The organism is Streptomyces hiroshimensis, assembly GCF_014650335.1.
In the GTDB taxonomy this organism is placed as follows: domain Bacteria; phylum Actinomycetota; class Actinomycetes; order Streptomycetales; family Streptomycetaceae; genus Streptomyces; species Streptomyces hiroshimensis.
The window spans coordinates 381,222-401,773 of the sequence record NZ_BMUT01000003.1; the positions used below are offsets into that span (position 1 = coordinate 381,222).

At 70.8% G+C, this 20,552-nt stretch carries 10 protein-coding genes and 1 pseudogene; 10 read left to right on the top strand and 1 reads right to left on the bottom strand.

Annotated features, from left to right (window positions below):
- Positions 1-44: 44 nt before the first annotated feature.
- A complete protein-coding gene (locus tag IE241_RS10100; RefSeq protein WP_190021340.1) occupies positions 45-989 on the bottom strand; it encodes a Gfo/Idh/MocA family protein in 945 nt (314 codons plus the stop codon).
- 118 nt (positions 990-1,107) lie between these two features.
- Here IE241_RS10100 and IE241_RS10105 point away from each other — a divergent pair, with 118 nt between their 5' ends.
- The 10 genes and pseudogenes from IE241_RS10105 to IE241_RS10150 all read left to right on the top strand — a co-directional run bounded on the left by IE241_RS10105 (position 1,108) and on the right by IE241_RS10150 (position 20,549).
- Complete coding sequence (locus tag IE241_RS10105) at positions 1,108-2,199, top strand: helix-turn-helix transcriptional regulator (protein WP_190021341.1); 1,092 nt, start codon at positions 1,108-1,110, stop codon at positions 2,197-2,199.
- Positions 2,200-2,237: 38 nt separating this feature from the next.
- Positions 2,238-2,666 (top strand): annotated as a pseudogene (locus IE241_RS34930) (TetR/AcrR family transcriptional regulator); the annotation flags it as partial.
- A gap of 31 nt (positions 2,667-2,697) precedes the next feature.
- On the top strand, positions 2,698-2,943 hold the full coding sequence (locus tag IE241_RS34130) for a hypothetical protein (RefSeq protein WP_229899041.1): 246 nt from the start codon (positions 2,698-2,700) through the stop codon (positions 2,941-2,943).
- 492 nt (positions 2,944-3,435) lie between these two features.
- Positions 3,436-5,262 carry a C40 family peptidase gene (locus IE241_RS10120; RefSeq protein WP_190021343.1) on the top strand — a complete coding sequence of 609 codons (1,827 nt, stop codon included), beginning with the start codon at positions 3,436-3,438 and terminating at the stop codon, positions 5,260-5,262.
- Between the two features lie 90 nt (positions 5,263-5,352).
- Positions 5,353-7,824 carry a glycoside hydrolase domain-containing protein gene (locus tag IE241_RS10125; RefSeq protein ID WP_190021344.1) on the top strand — a complete coding sequence of 824 codons (2,472 nt, stop codon included), beginning with the start codon at positions 5,353-5,355 and terminating at the stop codon, positions 7,822-7,824.
- An 82-nt stretch (positions 7,825-7,906) separates the two neighbouring features.
- Positions 7,907-9,487, top strand: a complete 1,581-nt coding sequence (locus tag IE241_RS10130; RefSeq protein ID WP_190021345.1) for an FG-GAP-like repeat-containing protein — start codon at positions 7,907-7,909, stop codon at positions 9,485-9,487.
- 33 nt (positions 9,488-9,520) lie between these two features.
- Positions 9,521-11,659 (top strand): FG-GAP-like repeat-containing protein, encoded by a 2,139-nt coding sequence (locus tag IE241_RS10135; RefSeq protein ID WP_190021346.1) that lies wholly within the window; start codon positions 9,521-9,523, stop codon positions 11,657-11,659.
- Between the two features lie 538 nt (positions 11,660-12,197).
- Positions 12,198-14,816: a DUF6603 domain-containing protein gene (locus IE241_RS10140; RefSeq protein WP_190021347.1), complete on the top strand. Its 2,619-nt coding sequence runs from the start codon at positions 12,198-12,200 to the stop codon at positions 14,814-14,816.
- A 7-nt stretch (positions 14,817-14,823) separates the two neighbouring features.
- The gene (locus tag IE241_RS10145; RefSeq protein WP_190021348.1) at positions 14,824-17,049 is read left to right on the top strand and encodes a hypothetical protein; all 2,226 of its coding nucleotides are present in this window, start codon (positions 14,824-14,826) and stop codon (positions 17,047-17,049) included.
- Positions 17,046-20,549, top strand: coding sequence for a hypothetical protein (locus IE241_RS10150; protein WP_190021349.1), 3,504 nt, complete (start codon positions 17,046-17,048; stop codon positions 20,547-20,549). Before IE241_RS10145 ends, IE241_RS10150 begins: the two co-directional genes overlap by 4 nt.
- Positions 20,550-20,552 lie beyond the last annotated feature (3 nt).

Consider the following 20,552-nt stretch of genomic DNA (forward strand, 5'->3'; position numbering starts at 1 on the left):
GCCCGGGAAGGGGTGAGGCAAGGCGGTCAGGGCCAGGGTCAGGGTCAGGACCGGGTGAGGGCCTGGTCGATGTCGAGCGCCAGGCGCAGCGTCTCGGTGGCCGCGCGCGGAGTGAGCAGGGCGTCCTCGGTGCCGTCGGTGAGGCGGTCGAGGACGTGGTTGATCGCTGCGGTGTAGTTGTCGGCGGGGGCGAGGTCGATCTCGCGGGAGCCCGCACTGGTGTATTCGGTCAGGCGCATGACCGGGCCGGTGGTCTCGAAGGGACGCTCGTGCAGTTCGAGGACGCCGTCGGTGAACGTGGCCTCGAAGCCGTGGGTGACGCCGTATGAGGCAGGAACCATCGACGAGGCGGTGTACTCCACGATCACGTCGTCGTAGCGCAGCACCGTCTCGGCCGCGGCCCGCCCGTCACCGGCGGCGACCCCGGTGGCGTGGATCTCCCGCGGCAGGCCGAGGGCGGCGACGGTGTAGTCCAGGTCGGAGAGCATCACCTCCAGCGCGAGCCGGTCCAGCCCCAGGTCCACCGGCCCCCAGATGGGGCCCGCCTTGCGGTACGAGCGCAGGGTCCGCAGCTCGCCGAGCGAGCCGTCCCGTATCACCCGGTGCAGGTGCCGGACGGCCGGGTGCACCCGCATGAACATGTCGATGAATACGTGCTTGTCGCTCGCTTCGGCAACGCGGGTGATCTCCTCGGCCTCGGCGACGGTGGGGGCGATGGGCAGCTCGCACAGCACGTGCTTGCCGGCCGCCAGCGCCCGCAGGATGTGCTCCTTGTGCAGGGCCGTCGGCAGGCAGACGTCCACCAGGTCGACGTCCGGGTCGTCGTAGATCGCGTCCATGTCCGTGGTCGTGGTGAAGCCGAAGTTCTGGGCGAACATGGCGAGCTTCTCGGGCCTGCGCCCGTAGACGACCACCTCGGTGTCCGGGCGGGCGGCGTAGACGCCGGCGTGGGCGACGGCGAATCCGGTCCCCAGCAGTCCGATCTTCATGGCGACACATCTCCTCGGCGATATACGGGGGAATGATCTGGTTCATCCCCTCCGGCACATCCCACGCTAGGGGCCTTTTAGGACACGACTCGTCCGCATATGGAGCCACAGTGGAGGCATGACGACCGACATGCCCGCCCGGATGCTCCGCCTGCTCTCGCTCCTCCAGACCCGCCGCGAATGGGCCGGCACCGAGCTCGCCGACCGGCTCGGCGTCACCACCCGCACCCTCCGCCGCGACATCGACCGCCTCCGCGAGCTCGGCTATCCCGTCGAGGGCACCACCGGCCGCTGCGGCGGATACCGCCTCGCCGCCGGCACCGCCATGCCGCCTCTGCTCCTGGACGACGACGAGGCCATCGCCATCGCTGTCGCCCTGCGCACCGCCACCACCGACGTCACCGGCATCGGGGAAACCGCCCTACGCGCCCTCGCCAAGCTCGAACAGGTCCTCCCGGCCCGCCTGCGCACCCAGGTGGCGGCCGTCCAGCAGGCCACCACCGCACCCGTCGCCTACGGAAGCGGTGAACGCGCCCAGGCCGATCCGGCAGTGCTGGCCCTGCTGGCCGCGGCCTGCCGCGACCACGAGATCGTCACCTTCGGCTACACCACCCGCCACGGCACTCCCGGCCCGCGACGCGTCGAGCCCCATGCCCTCGTCCCGGCCGCGGGCCGCTGGTATCTCGTCGCCCACGACGTCCACAAGGACGACTGGCGCACCTACCGCCTCGACCGCATCACTTCGGTCGCCACCACCGGCCGCCGCGTCCCGCCGCGCGAGCTGCCCGCCCCCGACCCCGCCGCCTACGTCGCCGCGAAGATCGCCACCGCACCGGCCCGCTACCGGGCCGTCGCCACCGTCGCCGCCCCCGCGGCGGCCGTCCTCGCCCGTACCCAGGGCCTCCCCGAACGCGTCACCCCCCTCACGGCCGACACCTGCACGGTCGACCTCTCCGGGGACCACCTCACCCGGATCGCCCAACTCCTCACCGCGCTGGGTGACACCACGGCCCTTGAGGCCGACCCCGAGGTACTCGCCCACCTGCGCACCATGGCGCGGCGCACGCTACGACTCGCGGAGGACGGGAGCGAGCCGGATTCGCCTGCGGCGGAGAAAGCGCGGCAGAGGAGGCCGAGCGGCGGCCGCGCCGCACGCGCCGGCACGACCCGAATCGCCGGGAGCGCATCGCCGAGGTCGCGGAGGAGCTGATCGCGGAACGCGGCCTGGAGGGGCTCAGCCACCGGGCGATCGCCGAGCGGGCCGATGTCTCGCTCAGCTCCACGACCTACCACTTCGCCGACCGCGAGGCGCTCGTCCAGGCCGCACTCGAACGGGCCGCTGACCGCTTCGCCGGCTTCGTTCGCCAGTGGGCCGCCGAACATGCGCAGGACACCCGCGAGCAACTGGCCGAGGCGCTGGCGGATTCCGTCATGGCCTGCCTGGGTGAGGGCCGGACCGGGATGGTCGTGGAGTTCGAGCTGTACCTCGCCGCGCTGCGCCGCCCGGCCCTGCGGGAGGCGGCCGCGCGCCTGACCCGGGAGAGTGTCGAGGCGATGACCCCGGTGGTGGGGCCCGTACTCGCGGCGTGCATTCCGCCGCTGATGAACGGGCTGTGCCTGCAGGTGATGACCGCGCCCGAGCCTCCGGGCCGCGAGCAGGTTCTCACGGTTTTGCGGCAGGCGCTGGGGACGGCGGCGTGTCGGCCTGATGTGGGAGGGCAACCCGGAGTCGGACGACCTGGCGAAGTTCTGGAAGACGGGCAAGGCGATGCCATTCCTGGGCACCGACGACATCGACGCCGCCCTCACCCAGCCCGGCGCACGGCCCTACGAATTCCGCGGCCGGACCGCCAACGGCTGGGTGCACGTGGCGGGCGAAGTCCTCGACGACCACGTCCTGGACGAATGGCTGAAGGCCGCCTGGGACGCCACCGCCAGGCTGCCGCCCAAGTAATCCGCCGGGCATGGATCCCACGCCCATGGGCCGGCCCCACCCGTGGCATCCCTCTCTTTCCCCCCGGTGAGGGCCTGACCAATTCGAAGGCCTCTCGGGCGACCGTGCTGCCCACGGCCCGAGGAGCGCTCAGCGGGACTGACCCCGCACAGCGCGGCGAAAGTTTTTCCGCGAACCTGTCACATCTTCGGCACATGAAGCGTCAGGGCAGTGACGGTAGTTGAAACGGTTGCCCGACGATGCCGAAGGAGACCATGGGATGGCTACGCATGTGCGGACCGCGGAGCGGAGGGCCACGTCGACAGGAATCAGCCTTCCGCCGCTGATCTAGCCGTCCGTCCCACCGTTCAAGAACACCTCTTGCCGCACCCCCCACGCGGCCCCCGCATTCGAGCGGTCGGCTGACGACGCCTTCGTCCACGCCGCGTACACCACCCACGCACCTCGCTACGCCGAAGGCTGCCCGAAAACAGAAGACCGAAGAAGGAACACATGAAGATCTCTCGAATAGCCCGTGCGTCATCCGTCGCCGCTCTGGCGACAACTGCGCTTACTTTCACGGCAATTGGCTCTCTCGCTCCGACGGCCGTCGCCGACTCCCGCGCGGCCGCCGCCTCCGGGACGCAGGACGACCGCCCGAGCCCGGGCCAAGGCACCCCCACCTCGAAGCTCCAGCGCCAGGGCCTGATCTCGTCGAGTCTCGTCGCCAAGCCCATCACCCGCAGCGAGACCCTCAGACGCGCGGCCGGCTGGTTCGGCAAGGGCCTCCACTACAGCGGCAGCGGCAGCTATCAGGGCTGGCGCACGGACTGCTCCGGTTTCGTCTCCATGGCCTGGGGGCTGCCCGGCCCGGGCGAGACCACCGATTCGTTCATTCCCGTGGGCGTCGCCCACGAAATATCCAAGGACGAGCTGAAGCCCGGCGACGCGCTCAACAACAAGGCGCCCGGCAACGACGGTCACGTCGTCCTGTTCGAAAAGTGGGCCGATTCCTCTCGGTCTTCCTATTGGGGTTATGAGTTCAGCAGCAGCGGTCTGCATCACCGTGTGATCCCGTACGCCTACTTCTCCAAGTCCGAGCAGTACCGCCCGATCCGCCTCAACACCATCGTGGACGACGACCCGGCCGCAGCGCCCGCCGAGGACAACGCCCGGGTCAAGGGCGACTTCGACGGCGACGGCCGCGACGACGTGGCGGTGCTCTACGACTACGGCAGGAAGGACGATCGCAGTCACTCGGCCCTGTGGACGTTCAACGGCAGCGGCAACGGCAGCGGCTTCAACAGCCCCAAGCGGGTGTGGGACAGCGGGACGACGGAGAGCTGGAACTGGGCCTCCAGCAAGCTGACGGTCGGCGACTTCAACGGCGACGGCAAGGCCGACATCGGTGTCCTCTACAACATGGGCGCGACCGAGGACGACCGCAACCGCACCAAGCTGTTCGTGTTCACCAGCAACGGCAGCGGATTCGCCGCCCCGGTCAAGGTCTGGGACAGCAACGACGACCCCGTCAAGAGCTGGAACTGGAACGCCGGCAAACTGACGGTCGGCGACTTCAACGGCGACGGCAAGGCCGACATCGGGGTGCTGTACGACTACGGCCGGGACGACGACCACAACCGGACAGGGATCTGGACGTTCACCAGCACCGGCAGCGGGTTCAACAGCCCCAAGCAGGTGTGGGACAGCAACAACGACCCCGTCAAGAGCTGGAACTGGGACGCCAGCAAGCCCGTCTCCGGCGACTTCAACGGCGACGGCAAGGCCGACATCGGCATCCTTTACGACTACGGCAAGACCGACTCCGGCAACCGCACCGGGCTCTGGACCTTCACCGGCAATGGCAGCGGGTTCAACAGCCCCAAGCAGGTGTGGGACAGCAACAACGATCCGGTGAAGAGCTGGAACTGGGACGCCAGCAAGCCCGTCTCCGGCGACTTCAACGGCGACGGCAAGAGCGACATCGGCGTCCTCTACGACATGGGCCGCACCGAGGACGGCCGCAACCGCACCAAGCTGTTCACCTTCACCGGCACCACGACCGGGTTCAACAGCCCGGTCAAGGCGTGGGACAGCAACGACGACCCCGTGAAGAGCTGGAACGCGTCCGCCGGCAAGCCCGTCGCAGGGGACTTCAACGGCGACGGCAAGGCCGACATCGGCGTCCTCTACGACTACGGCACGACCGACTCCGGCAACCGCACCGGCCTGTGGACCTTCAACAGCACCGGCGGCGGCAGCGACAGCCCCAAGCTCGCCTGGGACAGCAGCACGGATCCCGTCAAGAGCTGGAACTGGAGCGCGAGCAAGCTCGGCTGACCGGCTTCGCCCCTCCTCACCTCACCGTTACCTCACCGTTCGGGAGAGCCACCGCACATGCGGACCATACGAATGCGAAGAACAATACGAATGCGAAGAACGAACGGCGCGGCCTTCGCTGCCACTACCACTGCCACTGCCGCTATCGCCCTGATGGCCCTCGCCGCCTCCGGCACCGCTGCGGTCCAGGCCGCGCCCTCGGACACCGGACAGCCCGGCACCACTCCGGTCACCTACCACGGCCTCACCCTCGACGTACCCTCTGGGTGGCCGGTCGTGGACCTGGAAAAAGGCCCGGACACATGCGTGCGGCTCGACCGCCACACGGTGTACTTGGGCCACCCCGGCACCCAGCAGTCCTGCCCCTCCCATCTGGTCGCGGACAAGACGGACGCCCTGATATTGGAGCCGATCACCGGAGCGGGCGGCCAGGACGTCTCCCATGCACTGCGCCTCCCCACCGGGGCCCCGATGCCGCACCGACTGCCGGTGACGTACGACCACGAGACGAAGGTCGCCGTCGAAGGCGCAGGAGTCATGGTCACGGCCTCCTACGGCACGTCCGGTACGACGATCGCCGCCGTCCTCGGCTCGGCCCGTCTGGACGCGAAGGCCAAGCCGACCCCCCTGCCCGGCAAGGCGGGCAGCGGCCTCGCGGCTCCACCGGTTGCCGCCGTCACGGCCGACAAGGGGTACACAGGGCCGGGCTTCGAGTCCTGCACCGCCCCTTCGTCCGCCGCGATGAAGACGTGGAAGGCCTCGTCGCCCTACGGGGCCGTCGGCATCTACATCGGCGGTCGCAAGCGGGGCTGTTCGCAACCGCAGCTCACCGCCGACTGGGTGCGCCGGCAGACCGCCGACGGCTGGCACCTGCTGCCCCTCTTCGTGGACCTCCAGGCCGGTGACATCTCTCCGGCCACCGCGGACGCGCAGGGCCGCGAGTCCGCGGACGCCGCCGTAGCCAAGGCGGCGGACCTGGGCCTGGGCCCCGGGACGGTCATCTACAGCGACATGGAGCACTACGACAACCGCTCCTACCGGGCCCGGGTCATCGACTACGTGTCGGGGTGGACCAGCCGCCTCCACGAACGTGGCTACCGCTCCGGTGTGTACGCGGGTGAAAAGAGCGGCATCCGGGACCTCGCCTCAGTGGCCGACAACGCCGACTACGCGTCGCCCGACGTGCTGTGGTCGGCGAACTGGAACAAGACGGCCGATGTGTCGGACGCGTCGATGGGGCTTCCGGGCCCCGGCTACTGGCCCAACGGGCGGCGCATCCACCAGTACGACGGCCAGGTGAACGACACCTACGGTGGTGTCACCCTCGCCATCGACCGCGACTACGTCGATATCGCCCCGGCCTCGGACCTGCCCACACCCGGCGGAGAAGACGGTTCGTCGCGTATCAAGGGCGACTTCGACGGCGACGGCCGGGACGACGTGGCCGTGCTGTACGACTACGGCACGGAGGGCGGCATCAGCCGGTCCGCGCTGTGGACCTTCGCCGGAACCGGTGGCGGCTTCGGCAGCCCGAAGAAGGTGTGGGACAGCAACACGGCATCGGACAGCTGGCGGTGGTCGGCCGCCAAACTGACGGCCGGCGACTTCAACGGCGACGGCAGGGCCGACCTGGCCGTCCTGTACGACATGGGCCGCACCGAGGACGGCCGCAACCGCACCAAGCTGTACGAGTTCACCAGCAACGGCGGCGGCTTCAACAGCCCGGTCAAGGCATGGGACAGCAACGACGACCCCGTCAAAAGCTGGAACTGGAGCGCCGGCAAGGTAGTGGGCGGCGACTTCAACGGCGACGGCAAAACCGACATCGGGGTGCTGTACGACTACGGCCGGGACGACGACCGCAGCCGCACCGGCCTGTGGTCCTTCACCAGCACCGGTGCCGCCTTCACCAGCCCCAAGCTGGTGTGGGACAGCAATGTGGCCTCAGGCAGCTGGAGCTGGGCTGCGAGCAAGCCCGTCGCAGGGGACTTCAACGGCGACGGCAAGGCCGACATCGGCGTCCTGTACGACATGGGCCGCACCGAGGACGGCCGCAACCGCACCAAGCTGTACGAGTTCACCAGCAACGGCGGCGGCTTCAACAGCCCGGTCAAGGCATGGGACAGCAACGACGACCCCGTCAAAAGCTGGAACTGGGACGCCGGCAAGGTAGTGGGCGGCGACTTCAACGGCGACGGCAAATCCGACATCGGCGTGCTCTACGACTACGGCACGACCGACTCCGGCAACCGCACCGGGCTGTGGACCTTCAACAGCACCGGCAACGGATTCGCCGGCCCGGCCAAGGTGTGGGACAGCGGCAATGATGCGGTGAAGAGCTGGAACTGGAACGCGAGCAAGCCGGTCGCCGGGGACTTCAACGGCGACGGCAAAACGGATGTCGGCGTGCTCTACGACTACGGCCGAACCGACTCCGGCAACCGCACCGGCCTGTGGACCTTCACCAGCACCGGCAACGGATTCGGTACACCCCTCTTGGGCTGGGACAGCGCAAAGGATGCCGTGAAGAGCTGGAACTGGCGGACCAGCAAGGTGAGTTGAGTCCCACCTGTGAGACGTGGAGCACCCGTCGACGCCCGTCCGGCCCCGGCCGGACGGGCCCGTCACGCAATGGAAGGAAGAAATGGACCCCTTGATGGGAAAGACCCGCACACCCCGCAGGAAGGGCAGATGCGCGATCGCAGCGGCGGTGTCGGCCTCCGGCATGCTGCTGGCCCTGTCGGTCACCGCCGCCCCCGCCCAGGCCGCATCGCTCGCCACCTGGGAGAAGCTGGCCCAATGCGAGAGCAGCGGGGACTGGGGATACAGCCAGGGACCGTACTACGGCGGCCTGCAATTCCTGGAAAGTACGTGGGTGGCGTACCACGGAACGGACTATGCGCCATACCCCTATCAGGCCACCAAGGAAGAGCAGATCCGGGTCGCGCAACGGGTCCTCGATGATGTGGGCGCGACGGCCTGGCCGCGCTGCGGAAAGAAGGTGGGGCTGGCCGACGACGACGCACGTCCGTTCCCCGACGCGCCGGATGACCAGGGGGCGGACGGCGCCTCCGCCCGGGTCGACGGCGACTTCGACGGCGACGGACGCGACGACGTGGCCGTGCTCTACGACTACGGCAAGGAGGGCGGTGTCAGCCGGTCCGGTCTGTGGACGTTCACCGGGAGCGGTACCGGCTTCGGCAGCCCGAAGAAGGTGTGGGACAGCGGGGCGGCCGGCTGGAGTTGGTCGGCCGCCAAACTGACCGTCGGCGACTTCAACGGTGACGGGAAGGCCGACATCGGGGTGCTGTACAACATGGGCGCGACCGAGGACGGCCGCAACCGCACCAAGCTGTTCGTGTTCACCAGCAACGGCAGCGGATTCGCCGCCCCGGTCAAGGTCTGGGACAGCAACGACGACCCCGTCAAGAGCTGGAACTGGAACGCCGGCAAACTGACGGTCGGCGACTTCAACGGCGACGGCAAGGCCGACATCGGGGTGCTGTACGACTACGGCAAGACCGACTCCGGCAACCGCACCGCACTGTGGACCTTCACCGGCAACGGCAGCGGATTCAACAGCCCGAAACAGGTGTGGGACAGCTCCACCGACCCGGTGAAGAGCTGGAACTGGACGGCGAGCAAGCCGGTCGCGGGCGACTTCAATGGTGATGGCAAGGCCGATGTCGGTGTTCTGTACGACTACGGCAAAACCGACTCCGGCAACCGCACCGCGCTCTGGACCTTCACCAGTACGGGCAGCGGATTCAACAGCCCCAAGCAGGCCTGGGACAGCCGGTCGGAGAGCTGGAGATGGTCGGCTGCCAAGGTGGTCGGCGGCGACTTCAACGGTGACGGCAAAACCGACATCGGGGTGCTGTACGACCTCGGCAGGAACGGCGACCGCAACCGCACCGAACTGTTCACTTTCGCAGGCAACGGCGCCGGCCTCGACGCACCGACAAAGGTGTGGGACAGCCAGGACGACAATGCGGTGAAGAGCTGGAACTGGAACGCGAGCAAGCCGGTCGCCGGGGACTTCAACGGCGACGGCAAGGCCGACATCGGGGTGTTGTACGACTACGGCAGGACCGCCTCCGGCAACCGCACCGGGCTGTGGACCTTCACCAGCACCGGCAATGGATTCACCGGCCCCGGACTCGCGTGGGACAGCCGGAACGATCCCGTCAAGAGCTGGAACTGGAACATGAGCAAGGTCGGCTGAGCCATTCATGTCGTACAGAAGAGAAGAGGAAGGATGAAATACCGACTGAGAACGCTGCTCACTTCCCTGACAGGTGTGTGCGCCCTGCTCATTCCTGTGTATTCGGCGGCGGCGCAGGCGGCCGGGCCGGAGAAGGGGCGATCCGCGGTATCCGCGGCCGCCGTACGGGGTCAAAGTCCGCCTGCGCTGCTCGCCGAGCCGGAACTTCGTGTCGTCTCCTGGAACATCTGCGGCGAGGCCGGCGGAGTGCGCGGTGAGGCCGGCTACTGCCCCTACCGCAACGATCCCCAGGCAAAGGCCGACCAGATCGCGCAGGTGGTCGCGGAGCGCAATGCCAACGCCGTCATGCTCCAGGAGGTGTGCGGCGAGGCGCCCGGCAGCCATATGGAGCGGCTGCGCGCGGCCCTGGGCAGCGGATGGTCGATCGCGCACGCCCCGGGAGCCCGCCCGGGCGGGACCGCTAACTGCCGGGGCGGGCTCAGCGGCACGCTGGGCGTGGGGATCGCGGTGAAGGGGAGCGTCACCGAGACCACCGCGACGAACACCGTGCCCGGGGGCGGCGACCAGCAGACCCTGCCCATCCTCTGTGTACGTGTCGAGGGCTGGTCGACCAGGATCTGCACCACCCACATCCTGTCCGACCCCACCGACCCGCGCAGGCCGGGGCAGATCCAGAACGTGAAGAACGAGATCTGGCCGGACCGCTATCAGCTGGTGCTCGGTGGCGACTTCAACATGTTCCCGGACACCACCGAGCTCAAGCCGATCTCGGACGAATTCGACGAGTGCGACCGCCGCTCCTACGGCCCCGGCGACACGGTCAACGAGGTCACCCATCATTCCTGGGACGAAAGGGGCGGACACGTATGGCGCAAGCGTGACCACATCTTCGCCTCGTGGGGGGAGGCGGGGAGCCAGTTCACCTCCTGCGAAGTCGACGGGATCCGGATGGACACCACCGAAAACGCGCCCAACAGCGGTCTCCCCAACGGGTATTCGGACCATGCGCCGATCGTCGGCTACCTCAAGCCGCCGCGGCACCTGAGCACGTCCGGGGACTTCGACGGCGACGGCAAGGCCGACCTCGCGGTGCTCTACGGGCAGGGGAAGACCTCCGACGGTCACAACCGGTCCAGCCTGTGGATCTCCAACGGTTCCGGTACCGGAGCGGAGACCGGCTTCGCCGCGCCGCGCGAGGTCTGGGACAGCGGTGCCGACAGCTGGAACTGGTCCGCGAGCGCGCTGACCTCCGGGGACTTCGACGGCGACGGCAAGGCCGACCTCGGCGTCCTCTACAACTACGGCAAGGAGGGCGATCGCAACCGCACCGCATTGTGGGCCTTCAAGGGGATACCGAACGGCTTCGAGGCGCCCCGCAAGGTGTGGGACAGCCGCGACGACACGACCGTTCCCAGTTGGAACTGGTCCACGAGCAAGCTCGTCGCGGGCGACTTCAACGGTGACGGCAAGGCAGACGTCGGCGTCCTGTACGACTACGGCAAAACCACCTCCGGCAACCGCACCGGACTGTGGACCTTCACCAGCAACGGCAGCGGATTCGGAAAGCCCCGTCTGGCGTGGGACAGCTCCACCGACCCGGTGAAGAGCTGGAACTGGGCGGCGAGCAAGCCGGTCGCCGGGGACTTCAACGGCGACGGCAAGACCGACCTCGCGGTCCTGTACGACTACGGCAAAACCACCTCCGGCAACCGCACCGGGTTGTGGACGTTCACCGGTACAGGCAGCGAATTCGCCAGTCCCAAGCAGGTCTGGGACAGCGGGTCGGAGAGCTGGAACTGGACGGCGAGCAAGCCGGTCGCCGGGGACTTCAACGGCGACGGCAAGGCCGACATCGGGGTGTTGTACGACTACGGCAGGACCGCCTCCGGCAACCGGACCGGGTTGTGGACCTTCACCGGTGGCGGCAGCGGATTCGGAAAGCCCCGTCTGGCGTGGGACAGCTCCGCCGACCCGGTGAAGAGCTGGAACTGGACCGTGAGCGAGCCGGTGGCCGGGGACTTCAACGGCGATGGCAGGGCCGACCTCGCGGTGCTGTACGACTACGGGAACACGGCCAACGGCCGCAACCGCACCGCGCTGTGGTCCTTCGCCGGCCGCGGCACGGACTTCGCCACACCGCAGGCGAACTGGGACAGCAGCACCACCCAGTGACCCTGAGCCGCCGCACGACGAGCCCCCTCCGGAGCCGACCGGCGGGGGCTCGTTCGCCCTCTCGGCGGCGAACTCCCTTGCCCACAGAACTTTCCGGGTCCGACCAATGCCCGGGGGCTTCACCTCTGCCGTCCCGGCCGCATTGACGATAGCTCAGAAATCCCGTCGTGAAAATGTCGGCGACATCGCGGCGACCACCGTACGAGCCGCCGCACCGATTCCGGAGCGAGACCGGCGAGTGAATGTGAAGCACACCACACAGCGTCAGTTGGCTTGCGGATCGGGAGTGCGCATAGATTTAAGGCGTTGCGCCATCGCTCGCATTGCGCGCGCAATCGGTCGCCGGTAATTCAGTCAACCATTGAACAAAATGATTCAGTTGATCCTTAAACACAGTTGAGAGTCCGCCACTCGGCCGTCGACTTGGTGTCGGACGGCTCCTGCCCCTGGACGAGAAGCCTGCCGGGTTTCCCGAGCGCGCAGCAATCCCTGTTTCGACTCCCCTCCGTTTCCCCGTTCCCGGCCCGGAAGGTGCCTCTTGTTCGCCCTGCTCGTCGATGCGCGACTCGCCGCCAAACTCAGCGACCTCCCCCTGGTCGGCGACCGCATCTCCCCTGACCACGACCTCGGCATCACCGGCGTGAAAGCCGTCATCGCCTCCGAGGCCCTCACCGCCGATCAGGTGAAAGCGCTCAACGAACAGATTTCCCGCCTGGACGGCACCCACCCGAGGTTTCCCGAGGAGACGCGTGGGCGCGCTCTGGTGGCCCTGGACTATGAGTGGGGAGGCGAAAAGCGCACCCCTCTGATGTTCCGTCTCGCCGGCGCGAAGTCCACCGAGGGCCACGAGGAGGACGCCCCCTCCCCGAAGCTGCTCAACGCCGCGCCGACCGGCGGGCCGTGGGCGGCACCGGCCGCATCCACCGACCCGGTCGCACCCGACGACCCGGCGGCTCCCGCCGTCGCATGGGTCACTCTCGACCGCTCCTTCGGCCCGCTGCTCCTGCGGCGCCTGGGCGCGAGCTACCAGGACGAGAAGATCTGGGTCCTCTGCGACGCCTCTGTGCACGCCGGCCCTTTGGAGCTCGGCGTGGACGGGCTGGGGCTGGGCATTCCCCTGGACGGCAAGGATTTCACGCCCTCCGGCCGGCTCGACGGACTGAGTCTGTCCTTCCGCAAGCCTCCGCTGGAGATATCCGGCGCGTTCGTGAACAAGCCGGTCGCCGCCGACTCGCCCTACGACCGGCTGATCGAGGGCAGCGCCCTGATCAAGACTCCGAGCGCAAGCTTCGGGGCGATCGGCACTTACGAGCACCTCAAGAGCGGAACGCATTCGCTTTTCCTGTACGCGGAGTTGGGGGCCGCGTTCGGGGGACCTCCGGCCTTCAGGGTCACCGCGGTGAAGGCGGGCTTCGGTTACAACAGCGCCCTGCGCGTACCCGCCATCGACCAGGTCGCCGGCTTCCCCTTGCTGCGCGGGCTCGCCGAGGCAGGCGGTGGCGCGCCGCCCGAACCTCTGGACGTGCTCAAGGAGCTGACCGAGGGGACCGACGACGCACCCGCCTGGGTGACCCCCGACGAGGGCCGGATATGGCTGGCCCTCGGGCTGAACGCGGACGTCTTCGAAATCGTCCACTGCAAGGCCCTTGCATTCGCCGAATTCGGCCCGGATGACCTGGTGGTGGGACTGCTGGGCTCGGCCAAGGCCCAGTTTCCCGACCCGGAGAAGAAGATGGGAGAGCCGTACGCCAGTGTCGAACTGGACATCTCCGCGGTCTACCGGCGCTCCGCGGACATGCTGGCCGTCGACGCCCGGCTCGCCCCCGACAGCTTCCTGCTCGACCGCTCCGTGCACCTGACCGGCGGGGCGGCACTGCGCCTGTGGTTCGGGAACAGCGACCACCCCGGCGACTTCGTCTTCACTCTCGGCGGCTATCACCCGCACTATGCCGCGCCCGCCCACTATCCGAAGGCGGATCCGGTCGGCGTCAACTGGACCTCCGGCTCCGAGCTGACGGTGAAGGGCACCAGCTACTTCGCCCTCACCCCCTCGGCCGCGATGGCCGGGGGCCGGCTGGACCTGCGGTACGACGGCTCGTGGGCCAAGGCCCGGGTCGACGTCGGGTTCGACGCCCTGGTGCAGTGGGCGCCGTTCCACTACGAGGTGGACGTGTGGGCGGAGGTCACAGCCCAAGTGTGGCTGCTGTTCGGCTGGAGCGGCGAGGCGGCGCTGGGCGCACGGCTGTCGGTATGGGGCCCGCCGTTCGGCGGCAGCGCGCATGTGAAGGTGCTCGGCATCTCCATCCCGATCGACTTCGGCGAGCCCAAGGCCGGTCCCGCGCCCATCGGCTGGGACCAGTTCCGCACGCTGCTGCCGCAGCACCCGCTGACGCTCGTCCCCGTCGACGGCCTCCACCCGGACCACGCCGCGCAGGCGCCACAGGCCGGGACGTCCGGCGGCGGCTCCGGCATGTGGACGGCCACCGCCGACGGCTTCGCCTTCACCGTCGGCACCGCCTTCCCCGCATCGGCACTGAAGGTCAACGGAGTGGCCGAGACGGGGAACGAGACGGGAGACGAGACGGGGAACGAGACGGGAGACGGCCCCGCCAAGGTCCACATCCGCCCGATGTCCAAGACCGGCCTCGACGTCACGCTCTCGGTCACGGTCGAGGAGGAGACGGCCGACGGCGGCTGGCGACAGCTGCCCGCCGACCGCCGGCAGGACTGGAGCGTCAGCGTCCACAGCACGCCGCAGCCCGCCGCGCTGTGGGGGGCCGGGAAGGCCGACGACGCTCTCGGCGCGGACCCCTTCGTCCAGGGCCTGGTCAGCGGAGCGCGCATCGACGTACCGGCCCCGCGCCTGCCCGAGGCGGCCGAGTCCAGCCGGAGCGGGCGCCTCGACCACGCCCCGCTGCCCGGCGGAATCCTGCCGCTCGACCCGGGCGCGGCCCCTTCCGGGGTCCGCGGGGAGCGGGAGGAGAGCGCCGGCACCGGCGCGCTGCGGGTCGGCACGCCCGAGCAGACCGCGCTGCGGCGCGCCGCGCTCGGCGCCCTGTCCGCCGCCGGCTATCCGCTCGACGCCGCCCCGGAGCTCGACCGCTACGCCCGCGAAGCGGCCTTCTCCTCCCCGCCCCTGCGACTCGCCCACTCGTGAGGACCTCATGACCACGCACCCGACCGAGCAGCCCGCACCGGCGGATGACACCCCCGTCGCCTTCCACGACCATCTGCTGCCCGGCATCGAGGCCGGCCGCTACCGGATCACCGTCGACCAGCAGCTCCCCGCCGAGGACCTGCCGGGAGCCCGCATCGACCCGGTGGAACAGATCGTCGACGTACGGGCCGCGCAGTTCCGCCTCGACCCCTCGTGGGTGCACGCCGTGTACCCGGCCGCGCACAGCCAGGGCCCTTTCGACGGCCTGCTTCCGCACATCACGCTCAACCCGGCGGCCCTTCCGTGGGAGCGCGAGCCCTTCACCGGCGGTGTCCAGAACCCCGCCCGGGCCCCCTGGCTGACACTGCTGCTGTTCGGCGAGGGCGAGCTGCCCGGCGATCCCAACGCACTGGGCACCACCGCCTCGGTGACCGTACGCGCGCTCCTCGACGGCGACGCCGCGGTGTCCGGGCCCGCCCTGGACCGGGAGGCCGTCGACCCCGCCCTGCTCGACACCCCGTGCCAGGTCGTCGACGTACCGCGGGACCTGCTGGCACAGCTGCTCCCGGAGCCGTCCGACCTCGCGTTCCTCGCCCACGTCCGCTCGGGCGGCGAGGACGCCGCGCCCGCTGAAGGCCCAGGCGGCCGGCTGAGCCGGGACGCACACGCGGTCATCACCACCGCCCGGTTCCCCGGCACGGACCAGGGGCGGTATGCGGCCCACCTGGTCTCGCTGGAGGGCCACGCACCGCCCGGACCGCAGGCCGACGACAAGCCCGTACGCCTGGTGTCCCTGCACAGCTGGACGTTCACCTCCTGCCCCGAATCCGGGGACGGCTTCGGCCGGCTGGCCGGGCGCTTCGCCCCGGGGAACGGGGAGCACAGCGCGGCCCCGCTGCGCCCTGCCCCCGCTGCGGGCAGCGGGCTGCCGGACGAGCTGGGCACCCTGCTGGAGCAGGGCATGGTCCCGATGACCCACATCACCGAGTCGGGCGAGCGCGCCCTCGCGTGGTACAGCGGCCCGTTCCTCCCCCGCGTCGCACCCGAGCTGCCCCGCCCGGAGCACGGCCACTTCCCCGACGCCGACGGGCTGTTGCTCCACGAACCCCGCACCGGCACCTTCGCCACCGGCTACGCCTGCGCCTGGAACGCGGGCCGCGCCCTGGCCCTGGCCGACCCCGGCTTCGCCACGACCCTGGTCCGCCTGCGCCACCAGGGCCGGCTGCGCCAGGCGACCGACCGCCAGTACGCGACGTACCGTCGGCAGCTCTTCCACAGCGCCCCGTCCACCGGACCGTCCGCCGGACCGTCCGGACCGGCCCCCCGAGCAGCCGCCCGCCCGGCCGCCCCGACACCGCGCGAGCAGTTCGAGGAGCTGCTGCGCGGCGACGCCCTCAGCGCGCTGGCCGCGTCCTTCGGCACCCCCGGTGACGACGACGCCGAGCCGCACCCCCGGACCGTACCCGCGGCCCCTGCCACCTACCGCCTCCACACCCCGCGGCGCTCCGCGGCGCCGCAGCCTTCATCGGACGCGCGGGAGACGGCGGCATGGCTGGCCAGGCTGCGCACGCTCAGCGGAGTGCCGTTCGACTGCCTCGTACCGGACCAGCGGATGCTGCCGCCCGAGAGCCTGCGCCTGTTCCACGTCGACCGCGGCTGGCTCGACGCCCTGCTCGACGGCGCGCGCAGCCTGGACCGGCATCCCGGCGCCGACGCCACGACCGATGCCGAACTGGACGACCTGCTCGACGGCCAGGGCCCCGTGCCCGCCGCCGGTCTGCTGCTGCGCTCGGCCCTCGTCCCGGGCTGGCCGACGCTGCGCGTCGAAGCCCGCGCCGCGTCCGGGACCGTTCCGGTCGAGGTGATCCGCCGTGAGGCCCTGGGCGGCGACGTCCTGCTGATGCTCTTCGACCGGATGCCCGACCGCCTGACGATCAGCGAACCGCACCAGGGGCTGCACTTCGGCGTGGACGACCAGGGGAACGTGGCCCTGCGCAGCCTGGCCCCCGGCGAGGTCGGCCGGCCGCTGGGGCGCTCGGTGCCCGTCGGCACGGACCCGGCCCTGACCGTCACCACTCCCGCCGGGGCTCGGGTGCTGGACATCGGCCGGCTCGCGGCCCGCCTCGCCGAGGACGTCAAGCCCGGATCCCCGCTCTCCCCCGCCGAGTTCGCCGTGCAACTGGTGCGCGCCCCCGAGCAGCTGACCCTCACCTTCGAAGGAACCACCCGATGAACACCGACCTCCTGGTCCCCGTAAGGCTCCGGGCCCTGGTCGTCAACGCCCAGGTGCGCGGCAGGGACACCTTCCTCCGCTGGCTGCCCAACTACCACCTGCTGGGCGTCCACCGCTCCCCGGAGCCGTCGCCCTACGCGAGCACGGACGCGGAGTTCTCCCAGGAGGCGGGCCACGACGGCGTCCACCTGCACTGGGAGCTTCCGGCGGCGCTGCGCCGGGCGACCACGCCCGGTGGCGAGGTCACACTTCCGCCCGCGCCGAACCGCTGGCTGGTCGTCCGGCACGCCTACGCGGCCGCGGGCGAGTACGCCACCGCCGCGTGGGTCGTCGAGAGCGACTATCTCGACAAGCGCACGGGCACCGTGCCCTATCTACGCCCCGGCCGGGGCCACGTCACCCCGACCCGGATCGGACGCCACACCGAGGCCGCGCAGTGGGCGGAATCCGCGGCGGACCGGCCCACCTTCCTGACCGCGACCGGCCCGGGGACCCTGACCTTCGCCGCCTTCCAGCCGCACTGCCAGGACGTCTTCTCCTTCCACGACCCCCTGGCGCGACTGCCCCACCAGTTCGACCGCCTGGGCTACCAGGTCATCGGCTGGCACGCGACGGGCTCCGACGACCCGCTCGCCGACCCGAAGGTGCGCGAGGCGCTGGAAGGCTCCCTGGGCTGGCAGACGGACCGCACCCCGCCCCCGGGTGCCCGCACCGTCTACACCGGCCGCGTTCACAGCGTGCTGCCGCATTACGACCCCTGCGGCGAGCAGCGGCCCGACCCGACGGTGTCCGTCGCCGACAGCGCCCGTTCCGCGTTCACCGCCCTGACCACGAGCAAGGCGGCCGCCACCCCGGGCCTCACCCTCGCGCCCGCGCTGTTCGACCAGCTCCAGTCCAACACCCTCACCCGGGCGGACGACCCGGACAACGCGCACCGCCTCGCCGACATCCTGCTCGGCGCCGGCTTCGGCGAGGGCACGGCCTCGTACGCCTGGCACGCGGTGCCGCCCAGCACCACGGAGACGGCCGCCTCTCCCGAGGACGAGCGCCGGGCCCGGTCCGTCGAGGCCGCCTTGAACGCCGCGCAGCACGCCCACGACCGGGCGGACCGCGAGCTGGCCGGGCTGCGCCGGCGGCTGTACGGCATGTGGCGTCTCCAGGGCCTGCCCGTACTGCCGCGCGGCTATCACCACCAGCAGCTGACGCAGGAGCTCGACCCCGCGCGCGAGGGCAGCCTCGCGGCGCGCGTACGTGCCGACCGGGAGGCGGTCGACCGCCTCCGGGCCGCCCTCCCCGACGGAGACACGCCCGCACAACTGGCGGAATCGGTCCGCCGGTACGCCGAGGAGCACGGCCTGCCCACCGGCTGGGACCTCAAGCGCGTGGCCCCTGCCCCCTTCCAGCGGGCCCTGGACCCCGCCGTCGTCCTGCAGGGTGCCGGCTCCCTGCCCGTCTCGGACGACACGACACTGCGCTGCCGATTCGGCGACCAGATCGTAGCCGCCGTTCAACTCCTCGGTATTGACGTGCTGTTCACGGCGGAACGGCAGGACCTCGCGTGCAACACACTCGACCTCGGGGCAAGCGAGCACTCCGTCATACCGGGCTCCGCCCGCGCCCTGCTGCGCGAGGCGTTCCTGCTCGACCCGAACGGAGCCGCCGCGCAGCTGCGTCCGGCGGGCAGCCCGGCGGACACGGGAACGGCGACTCCGCACACCGGCACCGCCCCGGCCTTCGGCGGCGAACCCTGGGAACAGCCGTGGCACCCCCTCCACCTGCTCTGGGAGGTCGAGTACCACCCCCTCCCCCACGACCAGTGGGAGTTCGACGGCGACCGCTACACCTGCCCGCAGCCCCGCCCCGAGGCCGCGCGCACCTACACCGGCCGGACACTCCTCAGCGACCACCTGCCGCGGAGCCTGGCCGACCAGCTCCGGCAGTACGCGCCCGAAGACCCCGAACTCGCCGCTCACTGCGGCGCATTGGCCGACCGGGTGGCCCGCGGGGACGTGCTGTCCAGCTCGCTGGCGGGGCTGCGCGACATGCTCATCGGCCAGGACCCCGGCCAGGGCGTCCCGCCGCTGGGCGCGTCGCCGGAGCTGGCGGAGCTGATCGGTGACGCCTACCGCACCAGCCCCGACCCGGGCCCCCTGCCCGTGCCCTTCGAAGGCTGGCCGGACTCCGGCTTCCAGCAGCTGCGCGCGGGCCAGTTCCGCTTCCTGCGGCTGACCCTGGTGGACTCCTTCGGGCGCGCCCTGGACGTCATCACCCCGGCGGGCACCGGCGGGGCGAGCGGTCTCCGGCACCCCGTGGTCGCCGACGCACTGCGCCCGCAGCACGTCGCCGAGGCCCTGGGCACGACCCCTGAGCATGTCGTCCAGCTGCCGCCGCGCCTGCCGCAGGCCGCGCGCCTGGGGCTTGACCTCATGGACGCCGACCGCGGCGCACACCCGGCCACACACCTGGACGACGGCAGTCCGCTCGCCGGCTGGATCGTCCCCAACCTGGTCGACGGCTCGCTCACGGTGTACGCGCCCGACGGCACCGCCCTGGGCCTGCTGCGCTGGGCGTACCGGATCGGCCGGCCGTCCAGGGAAGCGGTGTGGACGCCGCTGCCCGGTGACGCTCCCGCCGGCCTCGACGCCCTGCGCACCGCCTTCCCCCACCTGCACGCACTCGTCACCTGGCTCCAGGGCACCGGTGCGGACGGCAGCACCGGTGCGGACGGCAGCCCGCTGCCTGCCGCGATGGATCTCCTGGAGACCTCGCTGGTGGACATCGTGCCCACCGCGGGCGCCGCCTCGGCCGCGCTCGCCGGGCGTCCGCTGGCCCTCGTCCGCTGCCGCCTCCACCTGGACCTGGACGGACCGCCGCCCACGGACCCGGGCTGGCAGCACATCTTCGACCACGACCCGCCGCACCCCGAGTTCACCGGCTACTCCTGGCCGGTGCGCCTGGGCGAGCGACGGCGCATCGGCGACGGACTGGTGGGGTACTTCGCCGACACCGACCCCGGCGTGCTGCGCACCGTGGTCGCGCCGGGCGACGCGCATCCGCGCATCGCCGCCATCGGCGACGGAACCCACCTGCGCGTCACGGCCGGAGCGCCCCGGCACCTGACCCTGCTGATCGACCCGCACGCCCCCGTGCACGCCACCACCAACCTGCTGCCCACCACGACGCTGGAGATCCCCCACCGCTTCACCGACGGACCGCTGAACCGCATGCGCACCGTCCTGCGCACCGGGCCGCTGCTCACCCCGGCGACCGCCCTTCCGGTGGGCACCGTCGCACTGCCGGTGCGCACCGTCGACGACCAGGCGTGGACATGGGCGGAGCGCGCCGCCGACGGCACCTGGGCCCACTTCGCCACCTCGGCCGCGAGTACCACCCCGCGGTGGGACGGCCGGGCCCCCGTGCTCCGCTCCGGCCTGCTCGCCTCCCGCGGCCCGCTCCCGCAGGCCGGCGCCGACACATCCGGCGCCGCCACATCCGAGTAACTC

Coding starts and splice junctions, on each gene's coding strand:
- IE241_RS10100 (WP_190021340.1), bottom strand. CDS start 989: ATGAAGATCGGACTGCTGGGGACCGGATTCGCCGTCGCCCACGCCGGC.
- IE241_RS10105 (WP_190021341.1), top strand. CDS start 1,108: ATGACGACCGACATGCCCGCCCGGATGCTCCGCCTGCTCTCGCTCCTC.
- IE241_RS34130 (WP_229899041.1), top strand. CDS start 2,698: ATGTGGGAGGGCAACCCGGAGTCGGACGACCTGGCGAAGTTCTGGAAG.
- IE241_RS10120 (WP_190021343.1), top strand. CDS start 3,436: ATGAAGATCTCTCGAATAGCCCGTGCGTCATCCGTCGCCGCTCTGGCG.
- IE241_RS10125 (WP_190021344.1), top strand. CDS start 5,353: ATGCGAAGAACGAACGGCGCGGCCTTCGCTGCCACTACCACTGCCACT.
- IE241_RS10130 (WP_190021345.1), top strand. CDS start 7,907: ATGGACCCCTTGATGGGAAAGACCCGCACACCCCGCAGGAAGGGCAGA.
- IE241_RS10135 (WP_190021346.1), top strand. CDS start 9,521: ATGAAATACCGACTGAGAACGCTGCTCACTTCCCTGACAGGTGTGTGC.
- IE241_RS10145 (WP_190021348.1), top strand. CDS start 14,824: ATGACCACGCACCCGACCGAGCAGCCCGCACCGGCGGATGACACCCCC.
- IE241_RS10150 (WP_190021349.1), top strand. CDS start 17,046: ATGAACACCGACCTCCTGGTCCCCGTAAGGCTCCGGGCCCTGGTCGTC.